Genomic DNA, 17,082 nt, shown 5'->3' with positions numbered 1-17,082 from the left:
GAGATCAACGGCATGCCAGCGGCAATGAAGGAACCGAAAGTGACAATCAGGACGACGGCTGCGACCAGCAGACCGATAATCTCGGAGGTCATGTTGATGGTGGTCGCGGCGGCACCGAAGACGTTGCCGTTGTAGACAACAGTCAGCTCACCTTCGTCGTACTCCTCGAGGATGCTGGTGACTGCTTCACGATCTTCAGCAGTGACATCCATGACGGTGGGGGCATCAAAGGTCATGGAGATGATGCCGGTGGTCTCGTCAGGACTCAAGGGGCTGACTGAGGCGAGGTCTGCAGCGATTTTCTCTGCTGGGACACCCTGTGCTTCAAGGGCTGGGGTCATCTGTGCGGCCATGCCCTGGGCAGCCATGACGGGGTCGATGACCGTGGTGTCGGCGTCGACAAGCACACCGGTGTCACGGACCTCAGCGAGCATGGCGTTGACCTCAGCTGATACAGCTGGATCAGTGAGTGTGGTGCCCTCCGGTGCCTGGATGACCACCGAACCGGTGGCGGCGCTGGTGGCATCATCGGAACCGGGGAAGCGCTCCTGCATCTTTTCCATGGTGACCACGGAGTCAATGCCGGGGATGGAGAAGGAACTGGTGGTTGGTTTTGCAAACAGGCCGGCCAGGGTTCCGGTGGCGATGAGCAGAATCATCCAGAAGGCCAGGAAAGGCCATTTCTTCCGGTAGGCCAGTGAACCCACCTTATAGAGGAATTTAGACATGAGTCCTTAAGTTTTCTTATATGACGTGCGGTCAGTGGTGTGCGCAGCTTGGGTGTTCATCAGCGAGGGAAATCCCTACGATTTTGCACATCCCGTGAAAACTTGCACATGAAGTGCAAGTTTAGATCTGGATGGGCTGTATGCGCGAATGGTGTGGGCTGTTTGTGATGCACCCAACGTTTCTGGGATCTGAGGGCCAGGTCAGGGGAGCATCGGCAAAGAAGCAGCCAAAACCAGGACAGACGTACTGGTTGGGTTTTATGCTGGTGTCATGACTGACTCCAAGGTGACCTTCATTCCAACAGCTGACCTCGTAGACATCATCGGCGATGATGTCCGTTCCTGCGACACACAGTTCAAGAACCTGGGCGGCGCAACTGACTTCCACGGCCGCATCACCACGGTGAAGTGCTTCCAGGACAATGCCCTGCTGAAAACCCTCCTCAGTGAGGACAACCCCGGCGGGGTCCTGGTCATTGATGGCGATGCCTCCGTGCACACAGCATTGGTCGGTGACATCATCGCCGGCCTGGGTAAAGACCACGGTTGGACAGGGGTGGTGGTCAACGGTGCCATCCGCGATTCCGCTGTCATCGGACAGATGGATTTCGGTTGCAAGGCACTGGGGACCAATCCCCGTAAATCCAGCAAAACCGGGGCAGGGGACCGTGACGTGGTTGTTTCCTTCGGCAGCGTGGACTTTATCCCAGGTCATTACCTGTACGCGGACTGCGACGGTATCGTGGTTACCGAAAACCCGGTGGAGGCACCTTCGCAGAACTAGCGGGAAGTAACATCTCCCGCTTTTTCAACGACACGCCTTAAAGGTGGAAAGCTCCACCCGTGCCCTTTTAAACATTGATCCTGGAAACGGGTTGGTGGGAGTGGGGTTTCACCTTTGTTGTTGGTCAAATTGAAAGAGTGCCGCCTGTGCTTGATGCCGTGAGTTCTACCTTTGCGAAAGTGCCACCTGAGGTTCAGGCTGTGCTCTTCGCGTTATTGGACTCGGTGAATATTCTCCTGATCGGCATCATCGTGGCGATTGCGGCGTTTCTCCCCAAATCAGGTAAGTATGGGCGCATTACTACGCTGCTGATCGCCGGTGACTGGCTCGGGGTGTTCACTCTCTGCCTGATTGTCATGCTCATCTTCGATGGGCTCGGTGATCTGGTCGAGCAGTTCCTGGAATCACCTGCCTATGGAATCATCCTGATCGTGGTGGGCATCATCTCCTTCATCGCCACCATGCTCAGTAAGGGCGGCGGTAACTCGGAGATGATTGAACGGTTCTTAGGGCCGGTTCGCGCACCGTCTTGGAAGACCGTGGTTGCCGGCTTCATTCTGGGGCTTGTGCAGTCCCTGACCTCCCTGCCGTTTTATCTTGGCCTGGCGATCCTGAGCGCTGGTGATTTCAGTGTGAGCATCAGATATGGCGGGTTGGTGGTATACGCCAGCCTGGCGCTGAGCCTGCCTACCATTGTGGCTATCTTGGTCGGACTGGTCCGGGCCTATCCGGAAAGCCCCATCGGTGTGCTCTTTGACAAAGCTGGTCGGAATAGAACCACCGTGGCGAAGGCTGCCGGATATATCGTTGCTGTTCTGCTCACCGGCATGGGTGTCATCTCCTTGTTGTAGATGGCCTCCTAGGCTGATTCACCGGGGGCGATGGTCAGCGGTAGTGGTGAGGTGACCAGGGTTGAGAGTTCCATCCGGATCTGTGCTTCCCAGTCTTCCATGCCAGAGTCGAAGGCACGCCACAGGTCATTGTCGTTTACTACCGGTATCAACAGGGGTCGGAGCGGAAAACTGCGGGTCTCGATCTTCACCGGGATACCCCGTGTGCCGGGAAAATCAGGGGACCTCATTGGCTAGCCACCCATCCAGAATAATGGGGACATTCATCGTCTCATAGCGTTGATACAGAGCGAAGGAGTGCTCCGTCAGTTCCACCCAGAGACCATATTGCAAGAGCTCAGCTTCCCCGATGATGGGGATGTCCAGGTTGGCACGCACGAAGTTGCGTTTCGGTTTGGGGTAGAGGATCCTGCAGACATCATCGTTGATCTGCATCCGGTCAGATGTTCCCTCAGTGATCTTTGTGAAGACGATATCCGGATAGCCTCTGGTGATGGCGGGAAAGCCGAAGTGGGGACCGGTGCAGGTAGCGCAGTAAAAAGTTACAGGTTTCACAGGGGTTCTCTCCAGTGCTGGTGGTGATCAAAGAGTGTTTTCCCACACACGCTAAAACGAAAGTCCCAACCTGCCCAGTAACCTCTCATTCAACCTGTGGATGGATTCCCACCTACCCTGTGACCTGTGGATAACTCCTCTCCCATGGGGGTGGTAGATAAAAGAAGAAGCCCACCAAAAATGATGGGCTTCTGATCCTTCCGGAGCGGAGAGTTTATTCCGCTACGAGTGATTCCAGAACGAACTCCGGATGTTCTTTCTCAATGAAGGACAGGCGCCACTTATCGCCGAAGAGTGCGATGATCTCGCCGTCGGTGCGGGTGAAGATCTCCACGCCACGCTGCTTGGACAGCTCCACCGCGGTTTCTGCGGTGGTGCGGCGGGCAATGGTGTACGGGATCGGGTCCGCGATGGTCTCGACGTTGTATTCGACTTCCATGCGGGCCTGCATGACTTCGAACTGCATCGGGCCGACAGCGGCCATGACTGGGTTGGCGTCGCCACGCAGGTCGTTGCGCAAGATCTGGACAACGCCTTCGGAATCCAGCTGCTCGAGAGCCTTGCGGAACTGCTTGTACTTGCCCAGGGACTTCGCACGCAGGATGCGGAAGTGTTCCGGGGCGAATTTCGGCATCGGTGCGTACTGGATCTTGCGGCCTTCGAAGATGGTGTCACCAGGTGCCAGTGCCCCGGCGTTGACCAGGCCGACGATGTCGCCGGGGTAGGCGGTTTCCACCGTGGAGCGGGTACGGCCGAAGACTGTCAGGGCGTACTTGGTGGAGAAGCTGCGGGCGGACTGGGCATGGGTGACCTGCATGCCACGGTCGAATTCACCAGAGACCACGCGCATGAAGGCGAGGGTGTCGCGGTGGTTTTTATCCATGCCGGCCTGCACCTTGAACACCATGCCGGAGAAGGGATCAGTGACTTCGCGGCGTTCATCCATGGCGGTGGTGGAGGCTTCGATGGCCTTGGGGTCGGCGTCACGTCCATGAGGCTCCGGGGCAAGCTGACAGAGGGTATCCAGGATCTGGTGGACACCGAAGTTCAGCATTGCGGAGGCGAAGATCAGTGGGGAGGTGGTGCAGGAGAGGAACATCTCCTGATCGTGGACTGCGCCATCAGCTGCCAGGAGCTCGGCTTCCACGGTAGCGTTTTCCCAGGTTTCGCCTTCGCGGGCTTCGGCTTCCTCCGGGGTGTAGTTTGTTTCCGGGGCGATGGTGGATCCACCGGCGGTGCGGGTGAAGTGGATGTACTCCTCGGCTTCACCGTCTTCGTTGATACGTGCCAGACCACGGAAGTCACCGGCTTCACCGACAGGCCAGAACAGAGGAGTGGGCTGGAGATCGATTTCCTGGACGATCTCCTCAACCAGCTCAAGTGGTGAGCGACCAACGCGGTCCCACTTGTTGATCACGGTGACAATGGGCAGGCCGCGGGCCTTACACACGCGGAAGAGCTGCAGGGTCTGTGGCTCAAGGCCCTTGGCGGCGTCGATGAGCATCACTGCGGCATCGACGGCCATGAGGACGCGGTAGGTGTCTTCGGAGAAGTCCGCGTGGCCCGGGGTGTCCACGAGGTTGATCATGTACGGCTCACCCTCGTGGCCTTCCGGGGCGTATTCAAACTGCAGGGCGGAGGAGGCAATGGAGATGCCACGATCCTTCTCCATCTCCATCCAGTCGGAGACGGTTGCTTTACGGCCAGCCTTGCCGTGGGTGGCACCAGCCTCTGAAATGATGTGCGCGTGCAGGGCGAGTGCCTCAGTCAATGTGGACTTACCGGCATCGGGGTGTGCGATGACGGCGAATGTTCTGCGGCGTTGTGCCTCTGCTGCTGTGCTGGTGGTGCTCATGGCTACTAAGAATAGCCGGTGGGGTGGTGCAGTCCCTAGCTGGCACTGGCCGGTGCTGATTTCTGCTTATCAGCATCCCTTGTACCCCAAGCAGAAAGCCACCACTTTCACCGCCTGGGATGGCGGAAAAGTGGTGGCGGGTAGGGAAGAGACTAGTCGTCCCAGTCATCATCCCAATCGTCGTCGTCATCGTCGTCATCGTCGTCATTGTCCCAACGGTCGTCCCAGTCATCATCCCAATCGTCAACATCGTTGACAACAGAGGACAGCTGGGCCGGGTTGGGGGCATTGTCGACACCGCCGAAGAAAGGGGCGAACAGGGCAAGGATGCTGGCGATGATTGCTGCGAAATCCATGGTGGGGCTCCTAGGAAGAAGAGGATAAGGGGGCTGTGTGCACTGAACCTGCGTGGGATTGCTTGTTCAGTGATTCCCACTACAGCACGGGAAAACCCACTCCGCTAGCCCTTGGAAATGCCCCTTATTTTTCTCATATGCCCTGGCCAGCGCCTATGAAATGAAGATGAAACCGTGATGAGAGGACTCTCATTTAAGAACGTGTTTTTAGCGGCTGTGGATGCTGTTCTGGGCTGCTGAGAGTCCTTTGGCGATGATCAATTCCACCGCATCTTCCGCCACATCAATGCCGGGCTGCTGCTCAGCCACGGGGGCCAGAACATAGTCAGGGACACTCATGCCCTTCGGTGGGCGGGCGATACCGATGCGCACCCGCAGATAATCCCGGGTGCCCAGTTCTTCCGTCAGAGACTTCAGACCATTGTGGCCATTTTCATTACCACCCAGCTTCAAGCGGACCTTGCCGACGGGCAGATCCAGCTCATCGTGGACCACGATGATGCGCTCTGGAGGAATCCCCAACTGGCGTGCCAGAGGTGCCACACCCTGGCCGGAGTGATTCATGAAGGTGGTCGAACGCACCGCAAGTGTGCTCTCTGCCGCCTTGGGCAGCGTCGTGGTGAGCACCTTGACTCCCCGGATTGCCGAAAGGGGAGGGGCCTGATGGGCGTCGATAAGCCCGTCCACGCACATGTAGCCCACGTTGTGCCGGGTGGATTCGTACTTGGGGCCGGGGTTGCCGAGACCCACCACCAGCCACTGCGCGGCAGGTGGGGAAGGCTCCGGGGTGGCGGGGGTAGAATTTTTCTGGAAAAGGGATCTGATGCTGGAGAGGAAACTCACGGGATCAATAGTATTGGTTGGCATGGGTATTCTCGATTCGCTGACACTTCCCGTCCTCATCGCACCGATGGCAGGAGGCCCCTCCACCCCTGCTCTGGTCAACGCCGCAGCAGAAGCCGGGACACTCGGGTTTCTCGCAGCCGGTGTGATGGGCGTGGAGCAATTCCAGGCTGAACTGGCGCAGATGACCGGACGCTATGGAATCAACCTCTTCCGCCCACAGACCGAGGAGCCGACCCCCTCACACATTGATGAACTGGCAGGGCTGCTCACTCAGCCCTTCCGGGAATACCGTCTGGGCGAACCACGGGTACCCACCGTGGATCTCAGCAACGGCTGGGAGGAGAAGTTCCACCTCGCTGTGGCCGCACGTCCGGCAGTCATCTCCTGCACCTTCGGAATCTTCTCCGCAGCTGAATTCACTACCCTGAAACAGGCGGGCATTGAAGCATGGGTGACGGTGACCAACCCGGAAGATGCGCGCCGGGCGGAACTGGCTGGTGCTGATGTGCTTGTGGTGCAGGGCCCGGAAGCCGGTGGGCACCGTTCCACCTGGTCTGTGTCGGAGGAACCGGATATCCGGCCGCTGGATGAATTACTGCGCGCGGTGATGCATGCGGAGGTGACGATTCCCTTGGTGGCGGCAGGAGGTCTTTCCACCCGAGGTGATGTGGCACGTGTGCTGGATGCAGGGGCTGCCGGGGCGGCCTGTGGTTCGGCTTTCCTGTTGTGCGATGAGTCCGGTACCAGCGACGTCAACCGCACCATCATCAGCAGTGCTGTGGATAAGGGCCTGAGCTCAGTGACCTCGAGGGCCTTCTCCGGGAGGTATGCCAGGGGGATTGAGACCAGGTTTGTGCGGGAGAATGAAAGTCTACCCCCGGTCTACCCGTACCTGAATGCCATGATCGCCTCCTTGCGTTCTGCGGCGGGACCGTCAGGGAACTGGGATTACGCCTACTGCCTGGCAGGTGCCGGTATTGGTAACATCAATTCGGGGCCGGCGAAACAGATATTAAAATCATTGAATCCGTCTGTTTGAGCTAGTCTAGGGGGGATTGTTTCCATCTACCCTTTATCGAAGGACGCATTAAATGACCAACAACCACAAGGACTGGAACGAACGCATCGCCGTTGCGGAAGAAATGGTGCCCCTCATCGGGCGCCTCCACCGTAATAACAATGTCGTGGTGTCGGTCTTCGGTCGTCTCCTTGTGAATGTCTCGGACATCGACATCATCAAGTCCCACCGCTACGCGCGTCACATCACCTCCAAGGAACTGCCACTGCGGGACACCCTGGCGATTCTGCGCGAACTGGTTGAACTGGATCTTGGTAGCGCGTCGATCGATCTCGGACAGCTGGCCTACAATTTTGAAAACTCCGGCAAGGATGACCTCCGTGCATTCCTGGAGGAGTCCCTGGCGGACGTCATCGGTGCCGGATCCAACCGCAAGCACACCGATGTGGTGCTCTACGGTTTCGGCCGCATCGGCCGTCTGCTGGCTCGCATCCTCGTCTCCCGTGAAGCACTTTACGACGGCACCCGTCTGCGCGCCATCGTAGTCCGCAAGAACTCCGAGGATGACCTGGTTAAGCGCGCGTCCCTGCTGCGTCGTGACTCCGTGCACGGTGCCTACGACGGCACTATCACCACCGATCACGAGAACAACATCATCTGGGCCAACGGCACCCCGATCCAGGTCATCTACTCCAATGACCCAGCCACCGTCGACTACACCGAATACGGCATCAACGACGCGGTGGTGGTGGACAACACCGGCCGCTGGCGCGACCGCGAGGGACTGGGCCAGCACCTGCAGGCCAAGGGTGTTTCCAAGGTCATCCTCACGGCACCAGGCAAGGGCGATCTGAAGAACATCGTCTACGGCATCAACCATGATGACATCACCGCAGATGACAACATCGTCACCGCGGCATCTTGCACCACCAACGCCATCACCCCGGTGCTGAAGGTCATCAACGACCGTTACGGTGTTGAGTTCGGCCACGTGGAGACCGTCCACTCCTTCACCAATGACCAGAACCTCATTGACAACTTCCACAAGGGGTCCCGTCGTGGCCGCGCTGCCGGTCTGAACATGGTGCTCACCGAGACTGGTGCAGCCAAGGCTGTCTCCAAGGCTCTGCCGGAGCTCGAGGGCAAGCTCACCGGTAACGCCATCCGCGTTCCCACCCCGAATGTCTCCATGGCTGTGCTGAACCTGACCCTCAACCAGGAAGTGGACCGCGATGAGGTCAATGACTTCCTGCGTCGTGTTTCCCTGCACTCCAACCTGCGTCAGCAGATTGATTGGATCCGCTCCCCTGAGGTCGTCTCCACCGACTTCGTGGGTTCCACCCACGCGGGCATCGTCGACGGCCTGGCAACCATCGCCACCGGCCGTCACCTGGTGCTCTACGTCTGGTATGACAACGAGTTCGGCTACTCCAACCAGGTTGTCCGCATCGTCGAGGAGATCGCGGGCGCACGTCCGAAGGTCTACCCGGAGCGTGCCATCCCGGTATCTCTCTAAAACCCTGAGGTAGCTTTATAAACCCTCACAGCCCCCTTCACCCCGGTGCCGCCACAGGCACCGAGATGGGAAGGGGGTTGTTTGCTATGCCTACCCTATGCAGCTGGTGTGGCAGGGACTACACTCGAGGGGTATGAGCACACGTAAGAAGAAATCAACTTCGCGCGTTAGGGTGACCCACAATCCCTTGGGTATGAAGCTGAAGAGCACCTGTTGCCGGAAGATGCCGCGCTGCACCAACTGCCCGGTGGTCTACACACGTCTGCTCAAAACCGGCGCGCTGGAAAATGATGATGTTGATCTGCCACGCCGCCTCAAGGAAGCGCGCAGGAAGTAGGCGTCACCATGGGGAAATCCATGACCAAGGTGCGCAAACGCCTGGCATCGGGCAAGGTCAAGAAGAAATGCTGCAAGGATGATCCCCGATGTTCATCCTGCCCCACGGTGGCTCACCGTCTGCGGAAGCAGGGCGCGTTGGAACTTGATGATGCCGCCTTGGCCAAAGCCCTCAAGCACGCCCGGCGGTGGTGACCCTCAGAGGCTGGCGAGGTGCTTTTCGATGATGTCGGCGCCATCAGCAGCCATGATCGGAACGCTTTCCATTTCCTTCTTGGAGAAGGGTTTGAGCACGTATGAGGCAGCATCCATGCGGCCCGGGGGACGTCCGATACCGATGCTGAGCTTCCAGTAGTCTTTGGTGCCGATGGACTTGGTGGTGGATTTCAATCCATTATGGCCGTGATCGCCGCCGCCCTGACGGAGTTTGACCTCACCAAAATCCAGGTCCAGTTCATCATGGATCACCAGGATGCTGGCGGGTGGGATCTTGAAGAAGTCACACAGGGCCCGGATCGGGGTGCCTGACAGGTTCATGAAGCTGCGTGGTTTGGCCACGATCATGCCGGGTAACTGGGCGATGTCGGTATTGGAACGCTTATGCGTGCTGAAGTTGGCGTAGTTGCGGTTGACGAGTTCCTCGACGACCTCAAAGCCGATGTTATGGCGGGTACCAACATACTTCGGGCCGGGGTTACCAAGGCCTACAACAAGAAGAGGGGAGTCATTCACACCCTCCAGTCAACCATGCCACCCACGTGGAGAGGGAAAGAAGAAAAACAACAGGGACCCCCTTCTCCCGGTGGAATCTGTGGATGTGATCTGTGCACTGTCACATCCACAGATCCCTGGGGGAGAAGAGGGTCCCTGAGAAGTAGTTAGGAAACTACTAGGAGGCGAATTACTCGCTGGCGGCAGGAGCCTCAGCGTCGCCCTCTTCGTCCTCAGCTGGTGCTTCTTCGACAGCTGGGAGAACGATGTTGGCGATGAGCAGCTCAGCATCGTCGACGAGGGTCATGTCCTCGGCGAGCTTGATGTCGCCGGCGGTGATCTGAGCACCGAGCTCCAGGCCCTCAACGGAAACGATGATCTCTTCTGGGATGTTCAGTGCGTCAGCCTCAACGAGGATGGCGTCGGCATCCTGGACGACCATGGTGTTTGGTGCAGGCTGGCCCTCGATGATGACTGGGATCTCAACCTCAACCTTTTCGCCACGCTTGATGGCGAGGAGGTCCAGGTGGTCGATGTTGAAGCTCAGAACGTTCTGATCGATGTGCTTGATCATGACGAGCTGCTTGTCACCTTCGATGTCCAGCTCCATGACGGCGTTGACGCCGTTGCGACGGACCAGGCCAGCGAAATCGCGGTGGTTCAGGGTGACGTGGAGGTTGTTCTCCAGTGCAGCACCGTAGATGACGGCTGGGATGTTGCCGGCCATGCGGGCGCGACGTGCGGAACCCTTGCCGAACTCGTTGCGGACTGCTGCTTCGATGCTCTCGAACTTGTTAGCCATGTGTTTCTCCTTGTTGTGGAAGAGGATGTGGATCAACTCGGCCGCGACAAAAAGAAAAAGCCCACGACCGAGACTCGATATGTCTTGGTCGAGTCTTCGCAGGCAGGGGATCAGCCCTTAACAGGCAGGATTCCTAAGTGAAGTCTAAATCGCGTCGATAACGGCTGATATCTGGGTAGATACCGGCCCTCGCCGAGACTTGAACAGGGTAGCACGGGCTCATGCCCGCCACCAAAAATCCTCAAGGAAAGTGTGACCTGTCACCTGGGTGAAAAAGGGGCGCGTAAAGTCGTGGAGCCAGGTGGGCCACATGAGGTTCTCAACTGCGTGTCGGTGTGCTCCGTGACTGATACTGATGAACTGGCCTGCCGTGTCGATGCGGCTGGGGGAGTACTCACCTGTGAGCCTGCAGCAGAAGGGCCGATGCACGGTGGTGGTGTCTTTGATGATTCAGAAGCACTGGCGGAACTGTAGTAGTGTTTTAGAAGTTTTTCAGGGCTTCCCGCCGGCTCAATGGTGCAAGTTCAGTTGCCTCCACGAAATTACGGACCCAGGCAGGGTCATGGCGCGCCAGATCCCGTAGTGCCCAGCCAATTGCCTTGTTGATGAAGAACTCATCTGATCCGAGGTTCTGGTTGATGATCCAGGCGAGCAGCTCACGGTTGGTCTGATTTTTCCGACCCAGCTGGTGGATGACGGACACCCTACGGATCCAGAAGTCCTCATCAACAGCCCAGGTACGCATGGTGTCATCATCATGGTTTGCGCCGATGGGCTTGGCCAGTGCATCCACGGTGTCCCACCAGGGTTCGCTCTGGACCAGGGTGCGGGCCAGTTTCAGGTCGGTGATGCCCACCTGCCTGATGTGATCGCAGGCTACATATTGGTATTCACGTTCCGCAGCCTGGAAACACTCAGTGATCAGCGTGTGATCCAGTTGCTTCATGGAACGCAGGATGTCTTTGACGGCCTGCCTGCGTGCCGGGGTGGGGATACCCAGAAAAGGGAACTGACCCCGCATGTACGCCGACATTGCGGCAGCACGTGCGGGGTCAGCAAGGGGCGCAAGCAACTGTGTGATGTGTGAGAAGGTGTTTGACATCTTGAGCAGCTGGCTCCCCGGTGGGTACTTAGGCGTCGCCCTCGAAGAGGGTGGTGACAGAACCGTTCTCGAAGATCTCGCTGATGGTACGTGCCAGCAGTGGTGCGATCGGAAGGACGGTCAGGTTGGCCCAACCCTCGGTGGACTGTGGCAGGGTGTCGGTGGTGATAACTTCTTCTGCACCGCAGCCGGAGAGTCGCTCGCGGGCGGGGTCGGAGAAGACACCGTGGGTGCAGGCGATGACGACAGAGCGTGCGCCTGCTTCCTTCAGCACACCGACGGCGCCGGCGAAGGTGCCACCGGTGTCGATCATGTCGTCGAGAAGCACGCAGTCCTTGCCGTCGACGTCACCGACGACACGGTTGGCCACGATCTCATTAGCGACCTCGGAGGAACGGGTCTTGTGGACGAAGGCCATCGGAGCGTCGCCAAGCGTGTTGGCCCACTTCTCAGCAACCTTGACGCGGCCGGCATCTGGGGAGACCACAACGATGTTGGACAGGTCGTACTTGTCCTTGATGTAGTCGGTGAGGATCGGCATGGCGTGCATGTGATCAACCGGGCCATCGAAGAAGCCCTGGATCTGGTCGGTGTGGAGGTCCACGGACACGATGCGGTCTGCGCCGGCTGCCTGGAGCAGATCAGCGATCAGACGTGCGGAGATCGGCTCGCGGCCGCGGTGCTTCTTATCCTGGCGTGCGTAGGGGTAGAACGGCAGGATAGCGGTGATGCGCTTTGCAGAACCACGCTTGAGGGCGTCGATCATCAGCAGCTGTTCCATCAGCCATTTGTTCAGAGGCTGGGTGTGAGACTGGATAACGAAGCAATCCGAGCCACGGACGGACTCTTCAAAGCGAACGTAGATCTCACCATTGGCGAAGTCGCGTGCCGTCATCGGGGTGACTTCAATGTCCAGATCGCGGGCGACAGCCTCAGCCAGCTCCGGGTGTGCACGACCCGAGAAGAGCATGAGGTTCTTATGGTTTTCTTTCCAGTGAGCAGTCATGGTGAGTCTGCTTAGCCTTCCTGGTTAGGGACAGAGTTCTGTGCTGCGTCGGCAGCGTCTGCTGCTGCAGTGCCTGGGCGCTTCTTCTGCACCCAGCCTTCGATATTGCGCTGGCGGCCTCCGGAGACTGCAAGAGCTCCCGGTGGAACGTCATCTTTGATAACTGTACCGGCTCCAGAATACGCACCGTCACCCACCGTCACCGGAGCGATGAACATGGTGTCAGAACCTGTGCGTACATGGCTGCCGATGGTGGTGTGGTGCTTGTTCACACCGTCATAGTTGACGAAGACTGAGGAAGCACCGATGTTGGTGTGATCGCCGATGGTGGCGTCGCCAACGTAGGTCAGGTGGGGAACCTTGGAACCAGTGCCGATGGTGGCCTTCTTGGTCTCCACGAAGCCACCCAGCTTGCCTTCCGCACCTAAGACGGTGCCGGGGCGGATATAGGTGAAGGGGCCGACGGTGGCATCCGCGCCGATCTCGGAGTCCAGAGCGTGGGTGCGGATGACAGAAGCGCCGGCACCGATGCTCATGTTCTCCAAGGTGGTGTCAGGGCCGATCTCAGCACGGTCACCGATGGAGGTGGTACCCAGCAGCTGGGTGCCGGGGTGGATGATCACATCACGACCCACACTGACCTCAACGTCGATCCAGGTGGACTGTGGATCAATGACGGTGGCTCCACCACGCATGGCAACCTCAACGTTGCGACGGTTGAGTTCTGCACCTGCCTCGGCGAGCTGGACACGGTCATTGACACCGGCGAGCTCGCGGGCATCGCCGGCGATGTGGGCGCGGACTGGGTGGCCACCGTTGCGTGCGATGCCGAGCACGTCGGTGAGGTAGAGCTCGCCCTGTGCATTATCGGACTTCAGCTGAGACAGCGCATCACGCAGGAGGGTGGCGTCGAATGCGAAGACACCGGAGTTGACCTCGGTGATGGAACGCTCCTCATCGGAGGCGTCCTTCTGCTCGACGATGGCGATGACCTCGCCGTCCTGGTTACGGACAATACGGCCATAACCAGTGGGATCATCCAGACGCATGGTCAACACGGTGACAGCAGTGGGGGCTGCGGTGTGAGCTTCCAGCAGTGCCGCCAGGGTGCCAGAGGTCAACAGCGGCACATCACCGTTGGTGACGATGACAGTGCCTGCAAAACCCTCAAGCTGGTCCATGGCACACTGCACGGCGTGGCCGGTGCCATTTTGTTCTTCCTGGAGCGCAATGCGGACCTCGCGGCCGAGCTTCTCAGCAACACTGTCCACAGCCGGACCGACCTGGTCACGGCGGTGGCCAATGACAGCAACAATATGCTCAGGGTTCAGTCCTGCAGCGGCATACAGACTGTGGGAAATCAGGCTGCGGCCACCGATGCTGTGCAATGTCTTCTGAAGATCCGACTTCATTCGGGTTCCAGCACCCGCTGCAAGTACTACAACTGCGCTGGAAGAATCACTTGCGCTCAAGATGATCTCAAATCCTTATTAACTGAGGGGCACATGTACGAATCACAGCATAATGCCTGTCACCGTCCATCGAGGCTTTCCCAGACATGAGTTTGGGAGATTCTTCCCACCCTGCCCAGAGCACACAGAGAAGTTTTCACTGGGCAGATACCTCAACCAGGGTCCGGGAGAAGGCCACCCCCACCAGTCCGGTGCCAGCGAGGAAGAGCAGGGCAAACTCCGGCCCCAAGGTCGACACCACACCGGACAAGGCACCTACCACCAGCAGGATCACACCCATCAAGGTGTTGGCATCCGCCACATAACGGGTACGTTGATCACCTTCCGCCATGTCCACCACATAAGTTTTACGTGCAACACGGATGGCGGTGTGCGCGAGATTGACCAGAAAGAAGCCAACGGGGAAGGCAACCACATTCACTGTATCCGGGGCCCAGTAGGAACAGGCCACCAACGCGATGAGTACGAGGGAACCGAACAGGGCCCCGCCTGCCATCACATTGCGTGAGGAGCGATCAGACCAGATACCGGAGATCCGTCCACCCACCACTGAGGCCAGGCCGGAGGCGATGAGGAAGAAACCCAGTGCCCCGATATCCTGCCCGGATGCCGCCGCCAGGGTGACGATGAAAGCTGTGGACAATGCCGTGACCAGCATGAGGGAGCGGACGATGACAAAGTTCCGGAAATTGCGATCATCGCGCAATAAGAGGAAACAGCTGGCCAACCAGTGGTTCTCATCTTGAGGACTGTCACTGGGGCCATCCGCATCCTCCGGTTCAGGTTCGCGGATTCTAGCGAAGATGAAGGAGGCGAGCAGCCAGGAGAAAGAGCTGAGGATGATGGTTGCGGCCAGTATCCAGGTGGGGGAGTCCTCATCTAGGAAGAAGGTGACCAGCAGACCGACCAGCAGACCGACTATTCCACCGATCACCGTGGCACGGCCGTTGATCAGTCCACGGCGTCCCTTACTGATGGTCTTACCCTGGACATCCTTGGAGGAGATCGAACACATGGAACGAAACAGCGCGAGCAGCCCCAAAAGAAGCACCACGCTGACACCCAGTGCCCAGCCCTCCAGCATCAGCGCCACCAGGCCGATACCCAACGCGGAGATGAACTGCCCGGTGGAACCGATGATCCATACCCGGCTGCGGGAGGACCGCCCCAACACCCACTGGGTGATCGCCGCCTGCGGGAGCATGGATCCAGATTCACGGATCGGAACCAGAAGCCCAATGAGAAAACCCGGCGCACCTGCGGCATGCAGGATCCAGGGCAGCACTGTTTTGGCGGCAACAATCTGATCGCCGATGTTCTGCAGACCGTTGGACCAGATGAAACGTGTGGCGTTGTGTTCTTCGACCTCATCGATATCGTCTTTGTCCATGACGCAATCCTAAGGGGGAGAACTGATTAAGGGGACTAGGTGCCCAAGCTCACTGTGAAGGCGACAAGGCGGGACAGATAGACACGTAGAATGAACAATATTGTCAACACCAGGGAAAACAGCCAGGGGCATGGCGAGGAAACAGGAGTGGGGCTTTGAATATCATGCAGTTGCCGGGGATTGATCGTCGCACGTTTTTCAAGGGGGCCGGGGCAGCAGCGCTGTCTCTTGCTGCCTCCCGTTTCCTGGTGGCCTGCTCTGCTGGCTCAACTCCTCGTGGTTATGGCGGCGAACCACGTCCGCTGCCCATCCCACCACTGGCAGAAGGGGAGCGTGAGGGCAATAAGATCACCTACCGGCTCACCGCCCAGCAGGGCGTAAGCCAGATTCTCCCTGATGTGGAAACGCCTACCTGGGGCTTCAACGGTGCCCACCTGGGACCGACCCTCACCGCACGCCAAGGTGATGAGGTCACCGTGGAGATCACCAACGGACTAGATGAGATGACCACCATCCACTGGCATGGCATGAAACTACCCGGACATGCTGATGGCGGCCCACATTCACCCATTGAACCCGGTGACACCTGGTCACCATCCTGGACCGTGGAGAACCAGGCTGCCACACTCTGGTACCACCCGCATCCACATGGACTGACCGGCCTGCACGCTTACCGCGGCCTTGCCGGCGCCTTCGTCATTGACGATGACATCTCTGACTCCCTGGACATTCCCAGAGCCTACGGCGTGGATGATATCCCGGTGGTGCTGATGGATCACCGCTTCAATGAGGACGGCTCACTTGATGAGACCGATCTGCCGGATCTGGGCCTGATGGGAGACACACCGACTGTCAACGGCATCACCAATGCCCATTTCGCTGCCACCACACGCCGGGTGAGGTTTCGTGTCCTTGATGGTTCCAACATGAGATTCTTCAATCTGAAGTTCTCCGATGACCGACCCTTCCAGGTGATCGCCAGTGATACCGGTTTCCTGGCGGAACCACAGGAGCACACCAGCCTCATGATCGGCCCCGGTGAGCGTTGGGAGATCCTGGTGGACCTGGAACCAGGTGATGATGTGACCCTCCGATCAGACAGTTTCCCCCTCAATTTCGGTGTTCCGGAGGATGAATACACCCCTGATTTCGGCTTTGCTGATTCCTTTGATCTGCTCACCATCTCCGGCCCCGCAGAAGATGCCCCGCAGACCCCTGCCATCCCGGGCATTCTGGACCCTGCTGCCCGGCCTGAACCGGACATCATCGATGCACCGGAGCGCAGCTTTGTGCTCAACACCTTCTCCATCAATGATGAGATGATGGATATGCAACGGGTGGATGTGGTGATCGACCATGACGGTCCGGAGGTCTGGGAAGTCACCAATGACAATTCTGACTGGCCCCACAACTTCCATATCCACAATGCGCGATTCAAGGTGTTGTCCCTGGATGACACTGATGTAGAGGTGCCTACCTTCGGTTGGAAGGACACCGTCGGTCTGCCACCGGGGGCCACGGCGCGCCTGGCCGTGGAATTCGGTTACCATCCGGATCCTGCCTGGCCGTACATGTATCACTGCCACATGCTCTACCACGAGGACCAAGGCATGATGGGCCAGTTTGTCATCGTAGAACCAGGTGGTGAGCCTGCGGCACAACTGGGCAACGGGGAAAGACACGCCCATTGACTTCTCATGACATTTGTCATGCCCAGCTCATGACATGGTGGCCGCACACTCCTGACATATGGC

Annotated in this window: 20 protein-coding genes; 8 read left to right on the top strand and 12 right to left on the bottom strand. The window is 58.5% G+C overall.

Translation table 11 applies throughout. The annotated features are described in order from the left end of the window. A partial coding sequence (locus tag Q0M74_RS01510; protein WP_293951095.1) for an MMPL family transporter occupies positions 1 to 728 on the bottom strand: 728 nt, incomplete at its 3' end. 271 nt (positions 729 to 999) lie between these two features. On the opposite strand from Q0M74_RS01510, the gene rraA reads away from it, so the two are divergent. Then, on the top strand, positions 1,000 to 1,512 hold the full coding sequence (gene rraA / locus Q0M74_RS01505; protein ID WP_293951093.1) for a ribonuclease E activity regulator RraA: 513 nt from the start codon (positions 1,000 to 1,002) through the stop codon (positions 1,510 to 1,512). A gap of 200 nt (positions 1,513 to 1,712) precedes the next feature. Next, on the top strand, positions 1,713 to 2,363 hold the full coding sequence (locus Q0M74_RS01500) for a hypothetical protein (protein WP_293951101.1): 651 nt from the start codon (positions 1,713 to 1,715) through the stop codon (positions 2,361 to 2,363). A gap of 8 nt (positions 2,364 to 2,371) precedes the next feature. Here the strand turns inward: Q0M74_RS01500 and Q0M74_RS01495 are convergent, their stop codons facing one another. The 5 genes from Q0M74_RS01495 to pth (Q0M74_RS01475) all read right to left on the bottom strand — a co-directional run bounded on the left by Q0M74_RS01495 (position 2,372) and on the right by pth (Q0M74_RS01475) (position 5,996). Further along, positions 2,372 to 2,593: a hypothetical protein gene (locus tag Q0M74_RS01495; RefSeq protein WP_293951091.1), complete on the bottom strand. Its 222-nt coding sequence runs from the start codon at positions 2,591 to 2,593 to the stop codon at positions 2,372 to 2,374. Then, positions 2,580 to 2,918 (bottom strand): DUF2199 domain-containing protein, encoded by a 339-nt coding sequence (locus Q0M74_RS01490; protein WP_293951089.1) that lies wholly within the window; start codon positions 2,916 to 2,918, stop codon positions 2,580 to 2,582. The genes Q0M74_RS01495 and Q0M74_RS01490 overlap by 14 nt, the downstream gene beginning before the upstream one ends. Before the next feature lie 214 nt (positions 2,919 to 3,132). Next, positions 3,133 to 4,773 carry a peptide chain release factor 3 gene (locus tag Q0M74_RS01485; protein ID WP_293951087.1) on the bottom strand — a complete coding sequence of 547 codons (1,641 nt, stop codon included), beginning with the start codon at positions 4,771 to 4,773 and terminating at the stop codon, positions 3,133 to 3,135. A gap of 152 nt (positions 4,774 to 4,925) precedes the next feature. Further along, positions 4,926 to 5,129 (bottom strand): hypothetical protein, encoded by a 204-nt coding sequence (locus Q0M74_RS01480; RefSeq protein WP_293951085.1) that lies wholly within the window; start codon positions 5,127 to 5,129, stop codon positions 4,926 to 4,928. 207 nt (positions 5,130 to 5,336) lie between these two features. Next, positions 5,337 to 5,996 (bottom strand): aminoacyl-tRNA hydrolase, encoded by a 660-nt coding sequence (pth, locus tag Q0M74_RS01475; RefSeq protein WP_293951083.1) that lies wholly within the window; start codon positions 5,994 to 5,996, stop codon positions 5,337 to 5,339. Here pth (Q0M74_RS01475) and Q0M74_RS01470 point away from each other — a divergent pair. The 4 genes from Q0M74_RS01470 (at position 5,995) to Q0M74_RS01455 (ending at position 9,040) form a co-directional block, all read left to right on the top strand. Next, positions 5,995 to 7,014 carry a nitronate monooxygenase gene (locus tag Q0M74_RS01470; RefSeq protein WP_293951081.1) on the top strand — a complete coding sequence of 340 codons (1,020 nt, stop codon included), beginning with the start codon at positions 5,995 to 5,997 and terminating at the stop codon, positions 7,012 to 7,014. The genes pth (Q0M74_RS01475) and Q0M74_RS01470 overlap by 2 nt on opposite strands. 52 nt (positions 7,015 to 7,066) lie before the next feature. Next, entirely contained in the window at positions 7,067 to 8,509 is a 1,443-nt protein-coding gene (locus Q0M74_RS01465; protein ID WP_293951079.1) for a glyceraldehyde-3-phosphate dehydrogenase, read from the top strand. 133 nt (positions 8,510 to 8,642) lie between these two features. After that, positions 8,643 to 8,846 (top strand): hypothetical protein, encoded by a 204-nt coding sequence (locus Q0M74_RS01460; protein ID WP_293951077.1) that lies wholly within the window; start codon positions 8,643 to 8,645, stop codon positions 8,844 to 8,846. Between the two features lie 20 nt (positions 8,847 to 8,866). Further along, positions 8,867 to 9,040, top strand: coding sequence for a hypothetical protein (locus Q0M74_RS01455; protein ID WP_293951075.1), 174 nt, complete (start codon positions 8,867 to 8,869; stop codon positions 9,038 to 9,040). Positions 9,041 to 9,043: 3 nt separating this feature from the next. Here the strand turns inward: Q0M74_RS01455 and pth (Q0M74_RS01450) are convergent, their stop codons facing one another. Then, positions 9,044 to 9,577: an aminoacyl-tRNA hydrolase gene (pth, locus tag Q0M74_RS01450; protein ID WP_293951073.1), complete on the bottom strand. Its 534-nt coding sequence runs from the start codon at positions 9,575 to 9,577 to the stop codon at positions 9,044 to 9,046. A 169-nt stretch (positions 9,578 to 9,746) separates the two neighbouring features. Continuing rightward, the gene (locus tag Q0M74_RS01445; RefSeq protein ID WP_293951071.1) at positions 9,747 to 10,358 is read right to left on the bottom strand and encodes a 50S ribosomal protein L25/general stress protein Ctc; all 612 of its coding nucleotides are present in this window, start codon (positions 10,356 to 10,358) and stop codon (positions 9,747 to 9,749) included. 342 nt (positions 10,359 to 10,700) lie between these two features. Here Q0M74_RS01445 and Q0M74_RS01440 point away from each other — a divergent pair, with 342 nt between their 5' ends. Continuing rightward, positions 10,701 to 10,832, top strand: a complete 132-nt coding sequence (locus Q0M74_RS01440) for a hypothetical protein (protein ID WP_293951068.1) — start codon at positions 10,701 to 10,703, stop codon at positions 10,830 to 10,832. 7 nt (positions 10,833 to 10,839) lie between these two features. Here the strand turns inward: Q0M74_RS01440 and Q0M74_RS01435 are convergent, their stop codons facing one another. From Q0M74_RS01435 to Q0M74_RS01420, 4 genes are all read right to left on the bottom strand, one after another. Beyond that, positions 10,840 to 11,460, bottom strand: coding sequence for a DNA alkylation repair protein (locus Q0M74_RS01435; RefSeq protein WP_293951066.1), 621 nt, complete (start codon positions 11,458 to 11,460; stop codon positions 10,840 to 10,842). 28 nt (positions 11,461 to 11,488) lie between these two features. Continuing rightward, entirely contained in the window at positions 11,489 to 12,466 is a 978-nt protein-coding gene (locus Q0M74_RS01430; protein ID WP_293951064.1) for a ribose-phosphate diphosphokinase, read from the bottom strand. 11 nt (positions 12,467 to 12,477) lie between these two features. Continuing rightward, positions 12,478 to 13,938, bottom strand: a complete 1,461-nt coding sequence (gene glmU, locus Q0M74_RS01425) for a bifunctional UDP-N-acetylglucosamine diphosphorylase/glucosamine-1-phosphate N-acetyltransferase GlmU (protein ID WP_293951062.1) — start codon at positions 13,936 to 13,938, stop codon at positions 12,478 to 12,480. 136 nt (positions 13,939 to 14,074) lie between these two features. Continuing rightward, entirely contained in the window at positions 14,075 to 15,328 is a 1,254-nt protein-coding gene (locus Q0M74_RS01420) for an MFS transporter (RefSeq protein ID WP_293951061.1), read from the bottom strand. Between the two features lie 164 nt (positions 15,329 to 15,492). On the opposite strand from Q0M74_RS01420, the gene Q0M74_RS01415 reads away from it, so the two are divergent. Beyond that, the gene (locus Q0M74_RS01415) at positions 15,493 to 17,019 is read left to right on the top strand and encodes a multicopper oxidase family protein (RefSeq protein ID WP_293951099.1); all 1,527 of its coding nucleotides are present in this window, start codon (positions 15,493 to 15,495) and stop codon (positions 17,017 to 17,019) included. Positions 17,020 to 17,082 lie beyond the last annotated feature (63 nt).

The organism is uncultured Corynebacterium sp., from assembly GCF_945649885.1.
Lineage (GTDB): Bacteria > Actinomycetota > Actinomycetes > Mycobacteriales > Mycobacteriaceae > Corynebacterium.
The sequence above is the reverse complement of the archived record's forward strand: the minus strand, read 5'-3'. Positions and strand labels throughout refer to the sequence as shown.